Here is a 16,193-nt window from a genome sequence, read left to right on the forward strand (position 1 = left end):
ACGATGGCCATCCGGCCGCATTCATGACAACAGGCCCGCGCCATCAGTCGCGCCGGGCAGGAGCCCCGTTCAGATGGTCCTATTCCAGCCGATGAAGGTGCAGATCGCGCGCGACCTGCATCCGATCACCACGATTGCCGACGACGTCGAAGCGGCCGGGCCGCGTGGGGGCTTGAGCGCTGCTGATACCAAGGCGATCTGGGCTGCGCTGAAAAGTCTGTACCGCAGCGGCGCTTATCCCGGCATCGCGTTCTGCCTGCGTCGCCACGGCGAGCTGGTGTTCAACCGTTCGATCGGCCACGCCGAGGGCAACGGCCCCGCGGACGGCGCTGACGTGCCCAAGCGCCTGTTGACGCCGGAGACGCCGATCTGCCTTTTCTCGGCGTCGAAGGCGGTCACCGCGGTGCTGCTGCACAAGCTTGCCGAAGAGGGCGGCATCCGGCTCGAAGAGCGGGTCAGCCACTACCTGCCGGCGTTCGCGCAGGCCGGCAAGCGCGACACCACGATCAGTGATGTGCTCGCCCATCGCGGCGGCTTCCCGACGATGAAGATCGCCAAGATCGAGCGCAAGGTCGAACTGATGGAGGACTGGGACCGGATCATCCGCCTGATCTGCGCCGCGCCGCCGACCTCGGGCAAGCAGATGTCCTATCACGCGATCACCGGCGGCTTCATCCTCGCCGAAGTGCTGCAGCAGGTGACCGGCAAGAGTCTGTCCAGCTACCTCGATCAGCACATCCGCAAGCCGCTGAAGATGAAGCACTTCACCTACGGCATCGGCAAGCGGTACTGGCCGGAGGTGGCGATCAACTATGAAGCCGGCGCACTGGTGCGCTTCCCGATTTCGACGGTCGCCGAGCGGGCGCTGTTCGTGCCGTTCCCGGAAGTGGTGCGCGCCTCGAATACCGACAGCTTCAAGCAGGCGGTGATTCCGGCCGGCAACATCTTCGCGACTGCCGACGAAACCAGCCGCTTCTTCCAGATGCTGCTCGACGGCGGTGTGGCCAACGGCCAGCAGCTGCTGAAGGCCGAGACCGTGGCGCGCATCGCCCGGCCACTCGGCCGAATGAATTTCGATCGCACCCTGATGATCCCGATGCGCTACAGCGAAGGCATGATGCTCGGCGCCAAACCCGCCGGCATGTATGGCCCGGACACCGCCGAAGCCTTTGGTCACCTGGGGTTCATGAACATCCTCGGCTGGGCCGATCCACGCCGGCATATCTCCGCCGGACTGCTGACCACCGGCAAGGCGATCCTCGGCACCCATCTGCTGACCTTGAGCCGCCTGCTGGCGACGATTTCCAGCCGCTGCGCGTAATCCGGGAAAGCTCAGCGCTTCGGCTTCAGCATCGTTCCGGTGCAGGTCGGCGCGCCGCAGCGGCAGGCCCATATCTTCTTCAGCCGCGCCGTCTGGCGGCAGTCGAGGCGGATGCCGTAGTCGAAGGTCAGCTCCTCGCCCTGGCCGATGTCGCGCAGGGTTTCGATGACGATGCGATCGAGCTTCGGGTTCTTGCCTGGATCTTCGATCACGTACGGCTTGCAGTTCGGTTCGCAGCTGTGATTGATCCAGCGCGCGTCGTTGGAATCGAAATTGCCGTCGACGACGTAACGCTCGTTCAGCGTGAACAGAAAGGTGTGGCCGGACTCGACGGTGTCCGAATAGACCTTGTCGATATACGCGTGAGTTCGCAGGCGGCCGGTGTACTCCATCACCTCGATGCCGGAGGCCAGCGGCTTGGCGGCAAAAACCCCATTGCCGTGGATCGCGGAACGACGGGTAACGGTGTTGCCGGACATGCGTGGACCAAGGTCGAGAGTGCGACATTGTGATCCAGAAACCATGCCGCCTGCATGCGGGCACGCCCTTGCCGACCAGGCCATTACACTGCCTCGATGATTCGCCCGCCTGCCGTCATCGGCCTGATTTCAGATACCCACGGTTTGCTGCGCGTGCAGGCCCTTGCCGCGCTCGCCGGCGTCGACGCGATCCTGCACGCCGGAGACATCGGCGATACAGCGATTCTCGAGCAGCTTGCGACGATCGCGCCGGTCACTGCGGTGCGCGGCAACAACGATCGCGAGGTCGCATTCGAGGCCGTGCCGGAAACGGCGATGCTGCAGGTCGGCGCGGTCGCGATTCATCTGCTGCACGATCTGAAGCTGCTGCTGGCGAAAGACGAGGCAGCCGCTCAGGTCATCGTCAGCGGCCATAGCCATCGGCCGCTGATCGAGCCGCGCGATGGCCGGCTTTACGTCAATCCGGGCAGCGCCGGGCCGCGTCGTTTCAGCCTGCCGGTGACGGTCGCCAAGCTGTACATCGCTGCTGATGGCAGCGTGAAAGCGGAATTGATCGAGCTGAATCTTTAGCGATCAGTCGTCGACGCTGCGACGCAGCGTTTTCAGCCCACCGCGCCGGGTCTTGTCGTCAACTCGCTGACGCTTCGATGCGCGGCTGGGTTTGGTCGCCCGACGGGTGATCGGCACGTGCAGCGCGCGGACCAGCAGATCGGCGAGACGCGCCAGTGCGGCATCGCGGTTGGCTTCCTGGCTGCGATGCTGCTGGGCCTTGATGACGACAACGCCATCGCGGGTGATGCGCTGATCGGCGCGCAGCAGCACCCGTTCTTTCAACTCATCGGGCAGGCTGGAAGCTCGGATGTCGTAGCGCAGATGGATCGCGGTCGAGGTCTTGTTGACGTTCTGACCGCCGGCGCCCTGCGAGCGGGTGGCGGTCAGCTCGATCTCGGCCAGCGGGATGCTGAGCCTGTCGTTGACGACCAGCATCGTTCAGCCTGCGTCAGCCGCCACGCAGACATTGCTGGCCTTGCCGGCGTTCAGCGCTTCGAGGCCACGGGCGATGCGTCCGGCCAGTGCGGCGAGGGCGCGCTGATGGCCTTCTGCGAGCGCATCGAAACCATCGGCGATGTCGGACTCGACACGGCTGTCACAGCTCGCGCTCTTGCCCTTGTCGCTGGCGCTGCTGACCGTCCAGCTGGCATCGATCAGGGCCTTGCTGCCGAGCACCGATTCGAAGCGCCGCAAGGTCACCCGGACGCGGTACAGCGGCAGGCCCTGGGTTTCGCTGGCGCTGGCGTAGCCGATATCGGGCACGCCGAGTTTCTGAGTCAGCGACGCACTGAGCGAGGCACGAACCTCGTCAGCCAGCGGCGCGATCCAGCGCTGGCCTTCGACCGGGGCCAGTCGGCCGGCGCTTTCACGAATGACGATCTTCGGCGTATCGACCTGGGACGGAATCGTCACCGCGCCGAGTTCGATGCGGAACGCCGGGTCTTGCGCAGGTGCGGCAGCGCGCGTGGCGGCTGGCAGCAGTGTGTAGAAGCGGATCGGCGCGGCGCTCTGACAGCCGGCGAGCAGGACAGTGGCGATCAATGCCGCGAGGGGTCGTTTGCTCATCGGCTCATTTCCTGGGCGCGTCGGGTGCCGCGCCCGCGGAGGGCTGAGGCTGCGGGTCGAGTTCCACCGGCCGGCCGCGCAGCAGCGCTTCCGGATGCTGTTCGAGGTATTCGGTCAGTGTCCGCAGCGAGGCGGCAGTGCGGTTCAGTTGTTCCAGCGTGCGCCGCGCGTCCTGCTGCAGTGGCGCTTCCGGCGAGGTCAGATTCTGGTTCAGCGACTGGATCGCGGCACCGGCATCGGCCAGCGTTTTCTTGGCCTGCGGCGCCACTTCCTGATCGAGTGTCTTGAGCAAGGAACTGGCGTTGTTCAGCGTGCTGCGCAGATCGGCGGCCAAGGCTTCGAACGGAATCTTGTCGAACTTGGTGACGATGCTTTCGATCTGGGTCTGGATCTCTTCGAGGCTGCCCGGCGCAGTCGGAATTTCCGGCGTGCTATCCGGAGGAATGCTGATTTTCTTGACGCTGCCGGGCTTGAAGAACAGAGCGATGTATTGTTGTCCGGTCAGCAGGTTGCCGGCGCGCAACTGGGCGTGCAGGCCCTGGTTGATGAAGCGCTGCAGCACCTTCAGAGGCGGCCGGCCTTCGCCATTGTCGAGCGCAGTCAGCGTCTTGTAGGCCGGGCCCAGTCGCTCCAGGAACAGCTCGACCATCACGTTGGTGTAGAAGCTCTGCTTGGCGCTGTCGTACTGCGGCTGCATCGATTTCACTTCGCCGATGACCACGCCGGAGAAGTCCACCGGCGTCCCCACGGACAGGCCGCGAGTCGATTGCCGCAGGACCAGCAAGGCATCCACGGACGGGCCATCGACTGCCGCCAGCGCATCGGAAATCTTCGCGAACAGTTCGAAGCTCTGATCGGCCGGCGCTGCTTCGCCCGGGTTGTTCGGGTCCGGCGCCTGGAAGGCGATGCCGCCGGCAAGCACCGTGGCCAGCGATTGGGTGTTCAGCCGCAGGCCTTCGGAAGACACCGCGAGATCGACCCCGCCGGCATTCCAGAAGCGAGCGTTGCGGGTCACGAAGCGATCGTATGGCGCTTCCACGAACACCTTGACGGTGATCTTCTTGCCATCTTCATCGAGCGCGGAATCGACGACCTGGCCGACCGCCACCCGGCGGAAATAGACCGGCGCGCCGATGGTGATCGAGCTGGCGTCGTAGGTGGTCAGCGTGAATTGCTTGCCCTTCTGATCGTGAGTGACGGCAGGCGGCTTTTCGAGGCCTTCGAAGGCGCGCTGCTCTTCCTTGTCGCGACCGACGTCGACACCGATGTAGGCGCCGGACAGCAAGGTGGAAATGCCGGTCACACCGCCGATGCCGATGCGCGGCCGCACGACCCAGAAGCGGCTGTCCTTGACCGCGAGACGGGTGGCTTCGGGCGTGAGTTCAACGCCGATCAGCACGCCGGAGTCATCGCCGTTCAGCGAGATGCTGCGCACCTTGCCGACCACCACGTCCTTGTAGCGGACCTCGGTCTTGCCGTTTTCCAGACCTTCGGCGGTCTTGAAGCTGATGGTGATCGTGGTGCCGGTGTTCAGCCAGGTACGCACCACCAGCCCGAGGCCGACGAGTGCCGCAATCAGCGGCACCAGCCAGATCAGCGACAGGCGCTTGCGGCCGTCCCGACGAATCTCGGGCTTGGGCAGTTCATCGGGAGGCAGGGCTGCGCTCATGGCGATAGCGGGTCTTTGGCCGCGTCGGGATTGACGGCGGGGGCTGCGGGTAGGGGTCTGGCGCGCCGGCGTGGCGTGTCCCAGTTCAGGCGCGGATCGAAGCTCATCGTCGCCAGCATGGTCAGCACCACGACGGCGCCGAAAGCGACGATGCCCGAGCCCGGCTCGACACTCGCCAAGGTGCCGAAGTGTACCAAGGTGACCAGCAGCGCCACCGCGAAAACGTCGAGCATCGACCAGTGGCCGATGTACTCGAGGATGCGATACAGCAGCGCCCGTTCACGCGGCAATTGCCGGCCGCCGCGCTGCACTTCGAGCAGCAGCAGGGCCAGCGCGCCCATCTTCAGCAGAGGCACCACGATCGATGCGGTGAAGACGATGATGGCGAGATCGTAAGCGCCGTCTTCCCACAGCGCGACGACGCCGGACAGGATGGTGTCGGACCAGCTTTCGAACAGCTTGGTCGAGTGCAGCACCGGCAGCAGGTTGGCCGGAATGTACAAGATCATCGCTGCGACCAGGAACGCCCAGCTGCGGGCGAGCGATTCCGGACGCCGCGCATGCACCGGCGTTCCGCAGCGTGGACAGTCGCTGCCGTGCGCCGGCCGTTCCAACACCAGCCCGCAGGCTTCGCAGCCGATCAGCCCGTGCTCGATGCCGCGCACGATTCGGCCTGTCGGTTCGCTCATGTGCCGGCCGCCTCTTCGTGCAGCGCCCACAGTTCGCGCAATTCGAAGGTACCGAGCGCGGTCAGCAGGATGGTCAGCACGCCGAACGCCCAGAGTCCCGGCTCCGGTTTCACCGACGCCAGGTGGGACATCTTGATGATCGATACCAGGGTGCCAATCAGGAACACCTGAACCATACTCCACGGCCGCAGCCGGCGCAGCCAGTGCATGGCATCGACGAACCGCGCCGCCGGCAGCTTCAGGCGGCAGGCCAGCAGCACGTAGAAATACAGCAGGATCTGCGCGAGCGGAAACAGGAATACGGTGCCGATCAGGATCGCCGACACGGTACCGACACCGGACGTCCAGGTGGTCGCGACCAGGCTCAGCAACCAGCCGCGGGTCGTGTTGCCGCCGGATTCCATGGTCACCAGCGGGGCTGCGTTGGCGACCACGAAGACGATCATTGCGGCGACCGTGAGCGCCAGCATGGAATCGAGATCCAGCATCGGCCGGCGGTAGAGGGTCGCGCCGCAGACGTGGCAATCCGCTGCTTCGCCACGCTCCAGCGGCAGGCGCTGGTGAACGCTGTCGCAGTGCTCGCAGATTGCGAGTTCCGGACGAATCTTCATGGCGGGGCTGGGCATGGACATGCGCTAAGCATAGCCCGTGCCTGCCGTTACACTGCCGGCCTTGCCACGACGTCACGCCGACATGAGCAGCTCTGAAGACCGCCCCGAAGATCGTCTGGTCGAACTAGAAACGCGGATGACCTGGCAGGAAGACTCGCTGAACGTGCTCAGCGCCGAGATCCAGCGCCAGCAGCGCCTGATCGAGCTGCTCGAACAGCGCTTGAAAGCGCTCGGCGATCGTCTGGCGTCCAGCGACCAGCCGGTATTCCAGGGCACGGCGCGGGACGAGATTCCGCCGCACTGGTAGGCCGCTTTCGCTTGGACGCTCAGCAGGCCGGCTCTCTGGCCAGATGGGCCACCGCTGCAGTCAGCGCTTCGCCGCAGGACGCATCGATCTTCACATCGACAAGTTCGTCGGCGCGGGTTTTTCCCAAGGTCAGCACGGCCATCGGCAAGCCGCGCTCGCGGGCGGCTACGGCGAAGCGGTAACCCGAATAGACCATCAGCGATGAGCCGACGACCAGCAGGCCGTCTGATGCCTGCAAGGCAGCAAACGCGGCATCGACCCGTTCGCGCGGCACGCCTTCGCCGAAGAACACGACATCCGGCTTCAGCATGCCGCCGCAGTTCGTGCAGCCGGGCACCGTGAACGCGCTGAAGTCCGCATGCTCGAGATCGGCGTCGCCATCGGGCAGCGCCACGGCGGTGCGCGCTGCCCAGTCCGGGTTGTCGTCCTGCAAGCGCTGCTGGAAGACGCTGCGCGGCGAGCGCTGATCGCAGGTCAGACAGATCAGCGTATCGAGCCGGCCATGCAGATCGATGACCTCGGTGCTGCCGGCGGCCTGATGCAGGCCGTCGACATTCTGGGTGATCAGCCGCGTGATGCGGCCCTGGGCTTGGAGCGCCGCCAGCGCTAGGTGCGCGCCGTTGGGCTGCGCCCCGGCGAGCAGCGGCCAGCCAATCATGCTGCGCGCCCAGTAGCGCGCCCGCTGCAGCGCATCGTTGCGGAAGACCTGGCCGGTGATCGGTGGCCCGCGTTTCCAGGCGCCGTCGGCATCGCGATAGTCGGGAATGCCGCTGCCGGTACTGACGCCGGCGCCGGTGAGCAGCAGTACGCGCGGTGTAGCGTCGAGAAAGCCGACCAGCCGCTGCACGGCTTCAGTCATCGATCGGAATGCCCTGCAGCCGGGCCATCTTCTGCCAGCGGCCCAGTTCGCGCAGGTAGATGCGCAGTTCGCAGTCCGCGCAGCCACCGCCGCAGCAGTCGTAATCGACCGGCGGTTGCGGCTTCGGCGGCAAGGCTTCAGGAGATGACTGCGGGTTCAAGCGGGCGCTCGCGGGTTTTGATGAGAGACAGGATAACGGCCGGAACCGCCGCCTGTGTCATCGCTGGCCGCGCCTGTGCGAAGCTAGCGAACAGTTGTTTCCTACTGATTCCGAATTCTGGAGAAGTGTGATGGTCGACAAGAAAGCCGGTATCGCCGAGGCCCTGCTCGAAGCGCATGTGCAGCACATCGTCGAGGAGATCAGCGGCCCGGGCCTGAAGGCGCTGCTGGCCGAGGAAGTCGATGCGGCGCTGCTCGCGGCCGGCAAGCTGACCGTCGGCAACATGGTCACCCGCAAGCAGATCAAGGACACCGCCGCGGTGTTCGCCAGCGAAGTCGAGTTCGGGCCGGGCTTGCCGGAACTGGTCGGCGAGATTGCCCGCCGCGTCTACGCCCACGAGATCCACAGCAAGACCACGCCGGGTGATCTGCTGACCGATCAGCACTTCGAGGATTTCACCGATCAGATCCTCGAACTCGACACCCTGCGCGACAAGATCATCCGCGCCGCGGTGACCAGCCCGCTGTACGCCGATTTCGCCTCCGATCTGCTGTATAGCGGCATCACCGGCTACCTTGCGCAGAGCAATGTTGCGAAGAACATTCCCGGCGCCAGCTCGATGCTGAAGCTTGGCCGCGCCGCGCTCAGTGTTGCCACGCCGAAGCTGGAATCCTCGCTCGAGGAAGGCCTGCGCAAGTACATCGCCAAGGCCGTGCAGGCCTCGACCACGCGCAGCGCGGAGTTCCTGATTTCCCACGCCAGCCCCAAGCTGCTGAAGGAACTGGCGCTGGATACCTGGGACAAGCTGCGCGACGAACCGGTCGGCGCCCTGCGTGACGACATCGGCGAAACCGCCGTCGAGGAGTTGTTCGTCACCGGTTTCGAAGCCTGGCGCCATCTGCGCAAGCAGGACTGGTACCGCATCGTCATCGACGCCGGCATCGATGGCTTCTTCGAGAAGTACGAGGACGCAACGCTGGCTACGCTGCTCGCCGATCTCGGTATCGACCGTGAACGAATTCTTGACGAACTGCAGCGCTATGCGCCCTCAGTGATCAAGACGCTCAAGAAGAAGAAACTGCTGGAGCCGATCGCGCGTCGTCGCTTAGCCAGTTTTTATAGCTCGAAAGCGTTTGCCGATATCGTTGCCGGCGCGGCCTGAGCTATCCCGGGGAGCGCTCCCTGGCTCCCTGAACATTGCTGCGGCAGATACGGTCACGCCTTGGGTGCGTTGCGTTCTGCCTGAGCGCTTGCCTGGGGCTCTGTTCAGAATCGATTCAGCCATCAGTCGGCACTCTCGGCCCCGTCACCAACGGCGGGCACTGCCGGCTGCACAGCTTCTGGCCCGTGGGCACGCTAACTGATGACAGCTTGATTGATGACACGTTACCAAACGTCGAAACATCAATAGTTGTTCAAAAAACAGAAATCACAGGAGAGACACCCGATGAATCAAAAGTCGTCCATTCGCCGACTGACCGCCCTCGCTGCCCTTGCCCTGTTGCCAGGGGTGGTTTCGGCGGCTGACTACAACTACGTTGAAGGCGGCTTCATTCAGCGCGATACCTACGGCCGCAGCGATGCGGGCGTGCGCGTTGCCGGCATGCTGGGCATCCATCCCAACGTGGCTGCCTACTCCGAATTCAGCAACAACGACGAGCTCAACCAGTTCAGCGCTGGCGCAGTGTTCCACACGCCGATCAACTCGGAATTCGACCTTTTCGCCGGCGGTGGCCTCGAATACGTCGATATCGGCCAGGCCGATGACCTTGGCTACGGCCTGCGTGGCGGCCTGCGCTACACCCCGAGCAAGATCATCGAACTGACCCCGGAAGTCCGCTACTTCAACGCCGTGGGCGATGGTCGCGTGGCGCTGCGTCTCAGCGGTGCCTACTACATCGCACCGCGTTTCGCGCTGGTCGCCGCGGTTCAGGGCGGTGACGACGACCGCTTCGAGGCGGGTCTTCGGTATCGTTTCGGCGGCGTCTGATCGTCGGAAAGTTTTACCCGGAAGATGTAAAAAAGACGGCCGCGCAAGCGGCCTTCTTTTTGCCCGCTTAAGTACGCCCAAATGGGCGCGAAATGCGGGCCGGCAATGGCATTCGGTATCCTTCCGGGATGCGGCAAGCACCGCCCGTCCGTGGAGATAACCGATGACCTTCGCTCTTTCCGTGCTCGACCTCGTGCCAGTCTGCACCGGCTCGACGCCCGCCGAAGCGCTGCGCCGCACTGTCGACCTTGCCCGCCTGGCTGACCGCCTCGGTTATGCGCGCTACTGGTTTGCCGAGCACCACGCGCTGGCAAGTGTTGCCAGCAGCGCACCGGAAATCCTGATCGGCCATATCGCCTCGGCCACGAAATCGATTCGTGTCGGCTCCGGCGGCGTGATGCTGCCGAACCATGTGCCGCTGCGCGTGGCGGAAAACTTCCGCACGCTCGAAGCGCTGCATCCCGGCCGTATCGATCTCGGCATCGGCCGGGCGCCGGGTACCAACGGCAATGCCACGCGCGCCCTGCGAGCGGCTGGCGGCGAGCATTTTTCGGAGCTGATGAACGAACTGCTGCGCTTCGGTGGCGGCGGCTACGGGCCAGGACACCCTTACGCGAAAGTCACCGCGATGCCGACCGAAGTCACGCTGCCGCCGATCTGGATCCTCGGCTCCAGCGGCGCCAGTGCTTCGTCGGCCGGTGCCGCCGGCTTTGGCTACAGCTTCGCCAGTCACTTCAGTCAGGAGCCGGCGGCACCAGCGTTCGACGCCTATCGCGCCGCATTCAAGCCTTCGGAAGCGTTTCCGAAGCCGCACGCGATTCTCGGCGTATCGGTGGTCTGCGCCGAGACCGATGCCCGTGCCGATGAACTCGCGCAGTCGATGGATCTGACCTGGCTGCGCATCGGCCGCAACCAGTACCTGCCGATCCCGTCGCCGGCCGAGGCCGCCGCTTACGAGTGGGGCGAGTTCGATCGTCTGGAAGTGCGCCAGCAGCGCGCCTTGAGCATCGTCGGCTCGCCGGGCACGGTGCGGACGAAGATCGAAGCGATGGTGCGCGATACCGGTGCCAATGAAGTGATGATCGTCAGCAACATCCACAGCCACGCCGATCGCCTGCGGTCCTACGAGTTGCTGACCGCAGCACTCGCGCAACGCGAAGCGGCCTGAGCGGACACGTTGGCCGGGGCAATCCCGTATATCTGTCCCGTATATCTGTCGAACAACCGGAGCCGACGATGTCCGCAAATCGCTGGGGATTGATTCTTGTCGTTGCCCTGCTGGCCGCCGCCGGCGCCTGGTTCAAATGGTTCAAGCCGGTCACCGCCGTGCCGCCGCCGGTGCCCGTGGAAGCGATTGCCGAACCGGCGCCACCACCACCGCCCACGGATTACCCGGTGCCGGAACCAGCACCCGCAGCGCCTGCCCTGCCGGCCATCGCCGACAGCGATACCGCGTTCCGCGACGCCCTGATCGCGGTACCGGGCGCGGCGCCGATCGAGGCCTGGCTGATTCCGGACATGCTGATCCGCCGCATCGTCGTCACCATCGACAACCTGCCGCGCGACAGAGTCGCCGTGAAGCTGCGGCCGCTGAAGCCGGTCGCCGGCGAGTTCCTGGTCGACGTCAACAAGATCGGCTACACGATCAGTGCCGACAACGCGACCCGCTACAACTCGGTGGTCAGCCTGTTCCTGGCGATCAGCGATGACGCGCTGGTGGCGCTGTATTTCCGCTGGTATCCGCTGTTCCAGCAGGCTTATCGCGACCTGGGTTATCCGCAAGGCCGGTTCAACAACCGGGTCGTCGAAGTGCTCGATCATCTGATCGCCACGCCGGACATCAGCGAGCCGGTGGCGCTGCTGAGGCCGAAGGTGCATTACGAATTCGCCGAGCCGGCGCAGGAAGACGCTTCTGCCGGCCGCAAGCTGCTGTGGCGCATCGGCCGCGAACATCGCCTGATCACGATCGCCAAGCTGAAAAGTCTGCGGGCGAGGATCGTCGCCGGAGTTGCTGCGCCGGCTCCGGCCGCTACGCCTTGATCAGGGCAGCACTGGCGGCGCGTTGTCCCGATTGACCCTGCGCTGTTCGCGGTTGAACACGGCCAGCACGGCCTGGGCCGCGAGGATGATCACGAAGCCATCGAAAGGAATGCGGAAGCGCAGTTCGCCGAGCGAAATGAACGCGGTCAGCATCAGGCCAAGCAGCGGCGTCAACAGCAGCCATTCGGCGAGGCTGTCATCGCGCAGCCGGATCAGCCGCGGCGCGCGGTAGATCAGCCAGGCCAGCGCCAGCGGCAGCAGCAGCCATTGAAGGATCCACTGGTAGGCGCGACTCCAGTTGCGCTGCTGGTAGACCGCACCCGGCCAGAAGTCCCGGCCGATGAACAGGTCGGTGACATTGCGCAGGCTCCAGCGCAGGGCCGCGGCCGGATCTGCTGCGATGCGCGTGTTCAGTTCGGCGACATTGGCCGGCACGTCGTAGGCACCGAAGTTCAGGCGCACCGGCGCGGTGTAGCCACGCATCGGCGCGCTCGGGCTGGTGAACGAGTAGGTGCTGTTGCGCACCGGATCAACCCAGACGAACTCCGCGTACTCACCGGCATGGCCCATCAGCGCGTTCATGCCGGTGTTGGTGCTGACCAGGCAGAAGTGCCCTTCGGCCAGCCGCGTGCAGCGCTCGGCGAGCGGCAGTAGCAGCGTGCTCATGCCGATCAACACACCGGCCGCCAGCGTGACCGCGCCGCGGCGGCGATTGCGGATCAGCCAGACGATGACCACGATGCCGGTCACGGCTACCGGCAGCAGGATCGTCGCTTTCAACGACGCCGCCACCCCCGCGAGCAGGCCCGCCGCCAGTGCCCACATGGCGGTGCCGACCGGCCGCGAGGCCGTGATCGCCTTGATCAGACAGGCGTAGGCCGCGACCAGGCAGAAAGTGAACGGATTCTCGGCCAGGAACAGGCCGGCGTAATGGAACAGCGGCAGATACAACGTCGTCGCGATCAGTGCCAGCACCGCTACCCGGTTGCCGTACAGCGCGCGGGCGATGACCCAGATGCCGGCCATGGTGCCGAGCGACAGCAGCCATTGCGCGATCACGGTCAGCCCGGACGTCGGGTCGAGCTGGTGCAGCTTGGCGAACAACATCGAGGTGCCGGGTGGATACAGCGAATCGCCGATGTTCTCGGGCCCGCCCGCCACCCGGTTCAGCGCTCGCTGCACATAGCCCTGCATGTCGCTGTAGACGTGCCGGGTCGGCGGATGGAGGACCAGCACATAGATCAGGCGCAGCAGGCCACCGCCCAGCCAGCAGACCCAGACGATGGCGCGTTGCGCGCGGCTCAGCGGCAGGAGGGGCTGCATCAGGCTGACTTCAATCGTCGGAGGAATCGGCAGGCGGCAGTTCCCGACGCAGGCCATCGAGTCGACGCGCCGCTTCGGCTTCCGCCGACGCATCGCGTTGTTTCTCGGCCTTGGTCCTTCCGAACTTGATGCGATTGGCCACCGCCAGCGACTCGGCTGCGGCGCGCGCTTTCTGTTTGCGCGCCTTGTTCAGATTGATCAGCTCGGCCATCGGCTTCAGCTCTGGCAGAGCTTCCAGGCCATCGTGCCGATCAGCGCTATCTGGCTCAGGAAGAAAGTGGCCCGCGTCATCACCAGCCAGAACGAGGTACCGATGAGGTGCGTGACGGCCTGGGCGATGCGCAGGTAGACAACGAAGCAGGCCAGCGGATCGATCACCGTCGCGCTCTTGCCCATCAACGCTCCGATCACCACCACGCCGAGAAACAGCGGGAAATTCTCGACCGCGTTGGCATGTGCGTGCTGCGCGCGAACCAGCAGCGGCGGATCGATCGACGGCTGGTCGCGGCCCCAGGCATCAGGCCGGTTCTTTCCGGTCAGTACCTGCGGCACGCGGGGCAGCGCGTAGCTCAGTACCAGCACGATCATCACGGCGATGTACAGCAGCACTGCGGCCAAACCGGTCATCTGAGTTCCCTGAGTTATCAAGCAGTTTCATGGTTGTCGACGAAGCCGCTTGACCGCGTCGGTCAACTGCCGACTTCGTCGTCGAGTTCATCGAGTGCGGCCTTGCTGTAGACGGCGAGGCGCTGCAGATGCGGCAGGCCATCGCGACAACCTATGAAACCGAAGTTTAGCTGGTCGACATACGAAACCACGGTGATGTTGAGACCGTAGCCGTGCATCGGGATCGACAGCGGGTAATAGGCATCCAGCTTGAAGCCGCGGAAATACAGGGGCTTGGTAGGCCCCGGCACGTTCGAGATTACGAGGTTGAAGGCCGGGCGGATGCGGCCGACCGTGCCCGGAATCCGCGCCAGCAGCAGCGGTGCCATCAGCAGCGCGCTGTACTGCATGATGCCGTTGCGGGTCATGCCCTGCAGCTGCGCCTTGGCGGCACTGGTCGACGCAATGATCGCCTGCAGACGTTCGTATGGATCAGCGATGTCGGTGGCCAGCGAGGCGATGATCGCGCCGATGGCGTTGCCACCGCCCGGATCGTCCTTCGGCCGGACGTTGACCGGCAGCATCGCGGTCAAGGGTTGCGCGGGCAGGGCATCCAGCTCGCTCAACAGTCGGTGCAGGGCCGTCGCGCAGATCGCCAGCACCAGATCGTTCAGGGTGCCGCCGTGGGCCTTGGCGACGCGCTTCAGCCGCTCAAGCGAGAACTGCTGGGTCGCGAATCGGCGGTTGCGGCCGATCTTCTGGTTGAGGATCGACTTCGGCGCCTGCATCGGCGCGACCAGCGCCGGATCGCGCGCCTTCTCCGGCTTGAGCGCGCCGAAGATGGTGTCCTTCAAGACCCGGGTGATGGTCTTCGAAGTATCGAATTGTGCGCGCGCAAGCGTCATCAGCGCTTCCATCGTCGGCACCTTCGGGCTCGCTGCCGCCTTGGCGGCGCGGACCTTGGGGATGACCGAAAAGAACATCGGCGTGTCGACGTCGACGCCGCTCGACGACAGGCTGCTCGACAGCAGCCGGATGCCGGTATAGCCGTCAACCAACGCGTGATGCACCTTGAAGTAGATCGCGAAGCGCCCGCCTTCCAGGCCTTCGATGAAGTGCACTTCCCAGGGTGGCCGATGGAAATCGAGCCGATGGCTGTGCAGCCTCGACACCAGGATGCCGAGCTCGCGCTCGTCGCCGGGCGAGGGCAGCGCCGAGCGGCGGATGTGGTACTCGACGTCGAAATTGTCGTCCTCGACCCAGCCCTGCAGCGGATTGGCAAGGCGGTTCGGATACTTGAGCTTCAGATTCCACGGCGGCTGCGCGATGGCGCTTGCGCGTACCTCGTCCATCAGCTTGCGCAGCAGCGACGGGTCGGCATCGTCCGGTGGCGAGAACGGCATCAGCGCCCCGACCTGCATCATGGTGTCGCCGGACTCCCCGGCGAGGAACGTCCAGTCCAGCGGATTCAGGCGCTTTGCGCTCATGTTCGATCTCTCTCCTTGCGAGGAGGAGCATGAACCAGTTTACGGTTGTTCACCAGACAGAAAGCGCGCGTACGCAGCAAGAAACTGCTCCGGCACTTCGAACTGCGGCAAGGCGCCGGTCGGGAATTCCGTGAACTGCCAGTTCGGGCGATCGGCGTACCAGGCCGTGCCGCGGTAATCGACGAAATCGCCGCGGATGCCGTGCGACATCCAGACCGGCTGGCGCAGGCGGTCGTACAGCGTGTTGATGTCTTTCGAGAACAGCATCGCCGAGACGAAATACAGCGGCGCGTGCTTGGCGCCGGCAGCCTGGGTGGTGAGCTGGTCATAGGCCCACAGGCCTTCGTCGATCGCCTTGCTGCCCCAGGTCCGTTCGAGGAAATAGCGGATGGTGCCGGGCCGGGTCAGCAGGCCGTAGAGACCATCGTCCCAGGCCGACCAGCTCAGGGTTCGATACAGCCAGGATTGGCCGACGACTGAACCCGGTTCGCCATGACGCGGCTTGCGGCCGCTGAAGCCGGTGGGGCTGACCAGCGCCAGGCTGGCGTAGGCTTCAGGCTGTTCACTGGCTGCGCGGGCCAGGAACTCGGCCGACAAGGACAGCGCCAGCGCATCGATCGCGACGCCGCCGTGGCGAGCGCGGATCGCCTGGGTCACGGCAAGCACGGCGTCGGTCATCAGTCGCGGCGTGTAGACGCGATCACTGCGTTCGGACAGACCGAAGCCGGGTAGATCCAGCGAATACACCGGCCGCGTGGCGCGGAAGTGTTCGTGGATAGGCAGCATCTCGTAGGCGCTGCCGGCGGCGTTGACGCTGTGGATCAGCAGCAGCGGCCGAGCATCGGCGGCGCCATTGTCCGGGCCGGCGACGTAGTAGCTGAGCACGCCCGCTTCGGGGGAGACCAGTTCGAGGCGCTCGCCCGACACCGGTTGCGGCAAGGCCGGCACCGGCTTCACGGCGCCACTCGTGCAGGCGCTGATGCCGAGCAGCAGGCCGGCGCCAGCCAGCAGGAACAGCTTGCGCATCGCGGGCTC

At 65.1% G+C, this 16,193-nt stretch carries 20 protein-coding genes; 7 read left to right on the top strand and 13 right to left on the bottom strand.

The features are described from left to right. Positions 1 to 73 precede the first annotated feature (73 nt). A complete protein-coding gene (locus tag G513_RS23250; RefSeq protein WP_022977634.1) occupies positions 74 to 1,321 on the top strand; it encodes a serine hydrolase domain-containing protein in 1,248 nt (415 codons plus the stop codon). Positions 1,322 to 1,332: 11 nt separating this feature from the next. Here G513_RS23250 and G513_RS0114805 read toward each other — a convergent pair whose 3' ends face one another. Beyond that, entirely contained in the window at positions 1,333 to 1,800 is a 468-nt protein-coding gene (locus G513_RS0114805) for an SET domain-containing protein (protein ID WP_022977635.1), read from the bottom strand. 96 nt (positions 1,801 to 1,896) lie between these two features. Here G513_RS0114805 and G513_RS0114810 point away from each other — a divergent pair, with 96 nt between their 5' ends. Beyond that, positions 1,897 to 2,370, top strand: a complete 474-nt coding sequence (locus tag G513_RS0114810; RefSeq protein ID WP_022977636.1) for a metallophosphoesterase family protein — start codon at positions 1,897 to 1,899, stop codon at positions 2,368 to 2,370. A 3-nt stretch (positions 2,371 to 2,373) separates the two neighbouring features. Here the strand turns inward: G513_RS0114810 and arfB are convergent, their stop codons facing one another. Genes arfB through G513_RS0114835 form a run of 5 tightly spaced genes read right to left on the bottom strand, consistent with a single transcriptional unit; the run spans position 2,374 to position 6,386 of the window. Beyond that, a complete protein-coding gene (gene arfB, locus G513_RS0114815) occupies positions 2,374 to 2,787 on the bottom strand; it encodes an alternative ribosome rescue aminoacyl-tRNA hydrolase ArfB (protein WP_022977637.1) in 414 nt (137 codons plus the stop codon). 3 nt (positions 2,788 to 2,790) lie between these two features. Then, positions 2,791 to 3,417: a PqiC family protein gene (locus tag G513_RS0114820; RefSeq protein WP_022977638.1), complete on the bottom strand. Its 627-nt coding sequence runs from the start codon at positions 3,415 to 3,417 to the stop codon at positions 2,791 to 2,793. Positions 3,418 to 3,421: 4 nt separating this feature from the next. Beyond that, the gene (locus tag G513_RS0114825) at positions 3,422 to 5,086 is read right to left on the bottom strand and encodes a PqiB family protein (RefSeq protein WP_022977639.1); all 1,665 of its coding nucleotides are present in this window, start codon (positions 5,084 to 5,086) and stop codon (positions 3,422 to 3,424) included. Continuing rightward, positions 5,083 to 5,775, bottom strand: coding sequence for a paraquat-inducible protein A (locus G513_RS0114830; RefSeq protein WP_051144441.1), 693 nt, complete (start codon positions 5,773 to 5,775; stop codon positions 5,083 to 5,085). The genes G513_RS0114825 and G513_RS0114830 overlap by 4 nt, the downstream gene beginning before the upstream one ends. Continuing rightward, on the bottom strand, positions 5,772 to 6,386 hold the full coding sequence (locus G513_RS0114835) for a paraquat-inducible protein A (protein ID WP_028475588.1): 615 nt from the start codon (positions 6,384 to 6,386) through the stop codon (positions 5,772 to 5,774). The genes G513_RS0114830 and G513_RS0114835 overlap by 4 nt, the downstream gene beginning before the upstream one ends. Before the next feature lie 82 nt (positions 6,387 to 6,468). On the opposite strand from G513_RS0114835, the gene G513_RS0114840 reads away from it, so the two are divergent. Further along, positions 6,469 to 6,693 carry a SlyX family protein gene (locus G513_RS0114840; RefSeq protein WP_022977640.1) on the top strand — a complete coding sequence of 75 codons (225 nt, stop codon included), beginning with the start codon at positions 6,469 to 6,471 and terminating at the stop codon, positions 6,691 to 6,693. Positions 6,694 to 6,712: 19 nt separating this feature from the next. Here G513_RS0114840 and G513_RS0114845 read toward each other — a convergent pair whose 3' ends face one another. Both G513_RS0114845 and G513_RS25530 read right to left on the bottom strand, forming a co-directional pair. Further along, the gene (locus tag G513_RS0114845; protein WP_022977641.1) at positions 6,713 to 7,552 is read right to left on the bottom strand and encodes an NAD-dependent protein deacetylase; all 840 of its coding nucleotides are present in this window, start codon (positions 7,550 to 7,552) and stop codon (positions 6,713 to 6,715) included. After that, entirely contained in the window at positions 7,545 to 7,712 is a 168-nt protein-coding gene (locus G513_RS25530; protein WP_084711550.1) for an oxidoreductase-like domain-containing protein, read from the bottom strand. The genes G513_RS0114845 and G513_RS25530 overlap by 8 nt, the downstream gene beginning before the upstream one ends. A 130-nt stretch (positions 7,713 to 7,842) precedes the next feature. Between G513_RS25530 and G513_RS0114855 the strand changes: the two genes are divergently transcribed. From G513_RS0114855 to G513_RS23260, 4 genes are all read left to right on the top strand, one after another. Next, positions 7,843 to 8,874 (top strand): hypothetical protein, encoded by a 1,032-nt coding sequence (locus G513_RS0114855; protein ID WP_022977643.1) that lies wholly within the window; start codon positions 7,843 to 7,845, stop codon positions 8,872 to 8,874. A gap of 285 nt (positions 8,875 to 9,159) precedes the next feature. Further along, on the top strand, positions 9,160 to 9,702 hold the full coding sequence (locus G513_RS25055) for a hypothetical protein (protein ID WP_028475589.1): 543 nt from the start codon (positions 9,160 to 9,162) through the stop codon (positions 9,700 to 9,702). A 163-nt stretch (positions 9,703 to 9,865) separates the two neighbouring features. After that, positions 9,866 to 10,870 carry an LLM class flavin-dependent oxidoreductase gene (locus tag G513_RS0114865; protein WP_022977645.1) on the top strand — a complete coding sequence of 335 codons (1,005 nt, stop codon included), beginning with the start codon at positions 9,866 to 9,868 and terminating at the stop codon, positions 10,868 to 10,870. Between the two features lie 68 nt (positions 10,871 to 10,938). After that, positions 10,939 to 11,742: a DUF3014 domain-containing protein gene (locus G513_RS23260; protein ID WP_084711551.1), complete on the top strand. Its 804-nt coding sequence runs from the start codon at positions 10,939 to 10,941 to the stop codon at positions 11,740 to 11,742. Here the strand turns inward: G513_RS23260 and G513_RS0114875 are convergent, their stop codons facing one another. From G513_RS0114875 to G513_RS23265, 5 genes are all read right to left on the bottom strand, one after another. Next, positions 11,743 to 13,065 carry a glycosyltransferase family 39 protein gene (locus tag G513_RS0114875; RefSeq protein ID WP_022977647.1) on the bottom strand — a complete coding sequence of 441 codons (1,323 nt, stop codon included), beginning with the start codon at positions 13,063 to 13,065 and terminating at the stop codon, positions 11,743 to 11,745. 10 nt (positions 13,066 to 13,075) lie between these two features. After that, positions 13,076 to 13,276, bottom strand: coding sequence for a DUF4169 family protein (locus G513_RS0114880; protein ID WP_022977648.1), 201 nt, complete (start codon positions 13,274 to 13,276; stop codon positions 13,076 to 13,078). A 5-nt stretch (positions 13,277 to 13,281) separates the two neighbouring features. Then, positions 13,282 to 13,692, bottom strand: coding sequence for an MAPEG family protein (locus G513_RS0114885; protein ID WP_022977649.1), 411 nt, complete (start codon positions 13,690 to 13,692; stop codon positions 13,282 to 13,284). Between the two features lie 62 nt (positions 13,693 to 13,754). Beyond that, positions 13,755 to 15,158: a WS/DGAT/MGAT family O-acyltransferase gene (locus tag G513_RS0114890; protein ID WP_022977650.1), complete on the bottom strand. Its 1,404-nt coding sequence runs from the start codon at positions 15,156 to 15,158 to the stop codon at positions 13,755 to 13,757. A gap of 39 nt (positions 15,159 to 15,197) precedes the next feature. Beyond that, positions 15,198 to 16,184 (bottom strand): alpha/beta fold hydrolase, encoded by a 987-nt coding sequence (locus tag G513_RS23265; protein WP_022977651.1) that lies wholly within the window; start codon positions 16,182 to 16,184, stop codon positions 15,198 to 15,200. Positions 16,185 to 16,193 lie beyond the last annotated feature (9 nt).

The sequence above is a fragment of the Nevskia ramosa DSM 11499 genome (genome assembly GCF_000420645.1).
Taxonomy (GTDB): Bacteria; Pseudomonadota; Gammaproteobacteria; order Nevskiales; family Nevskiaceae; genus Nevskia; species Nevskia ramosa.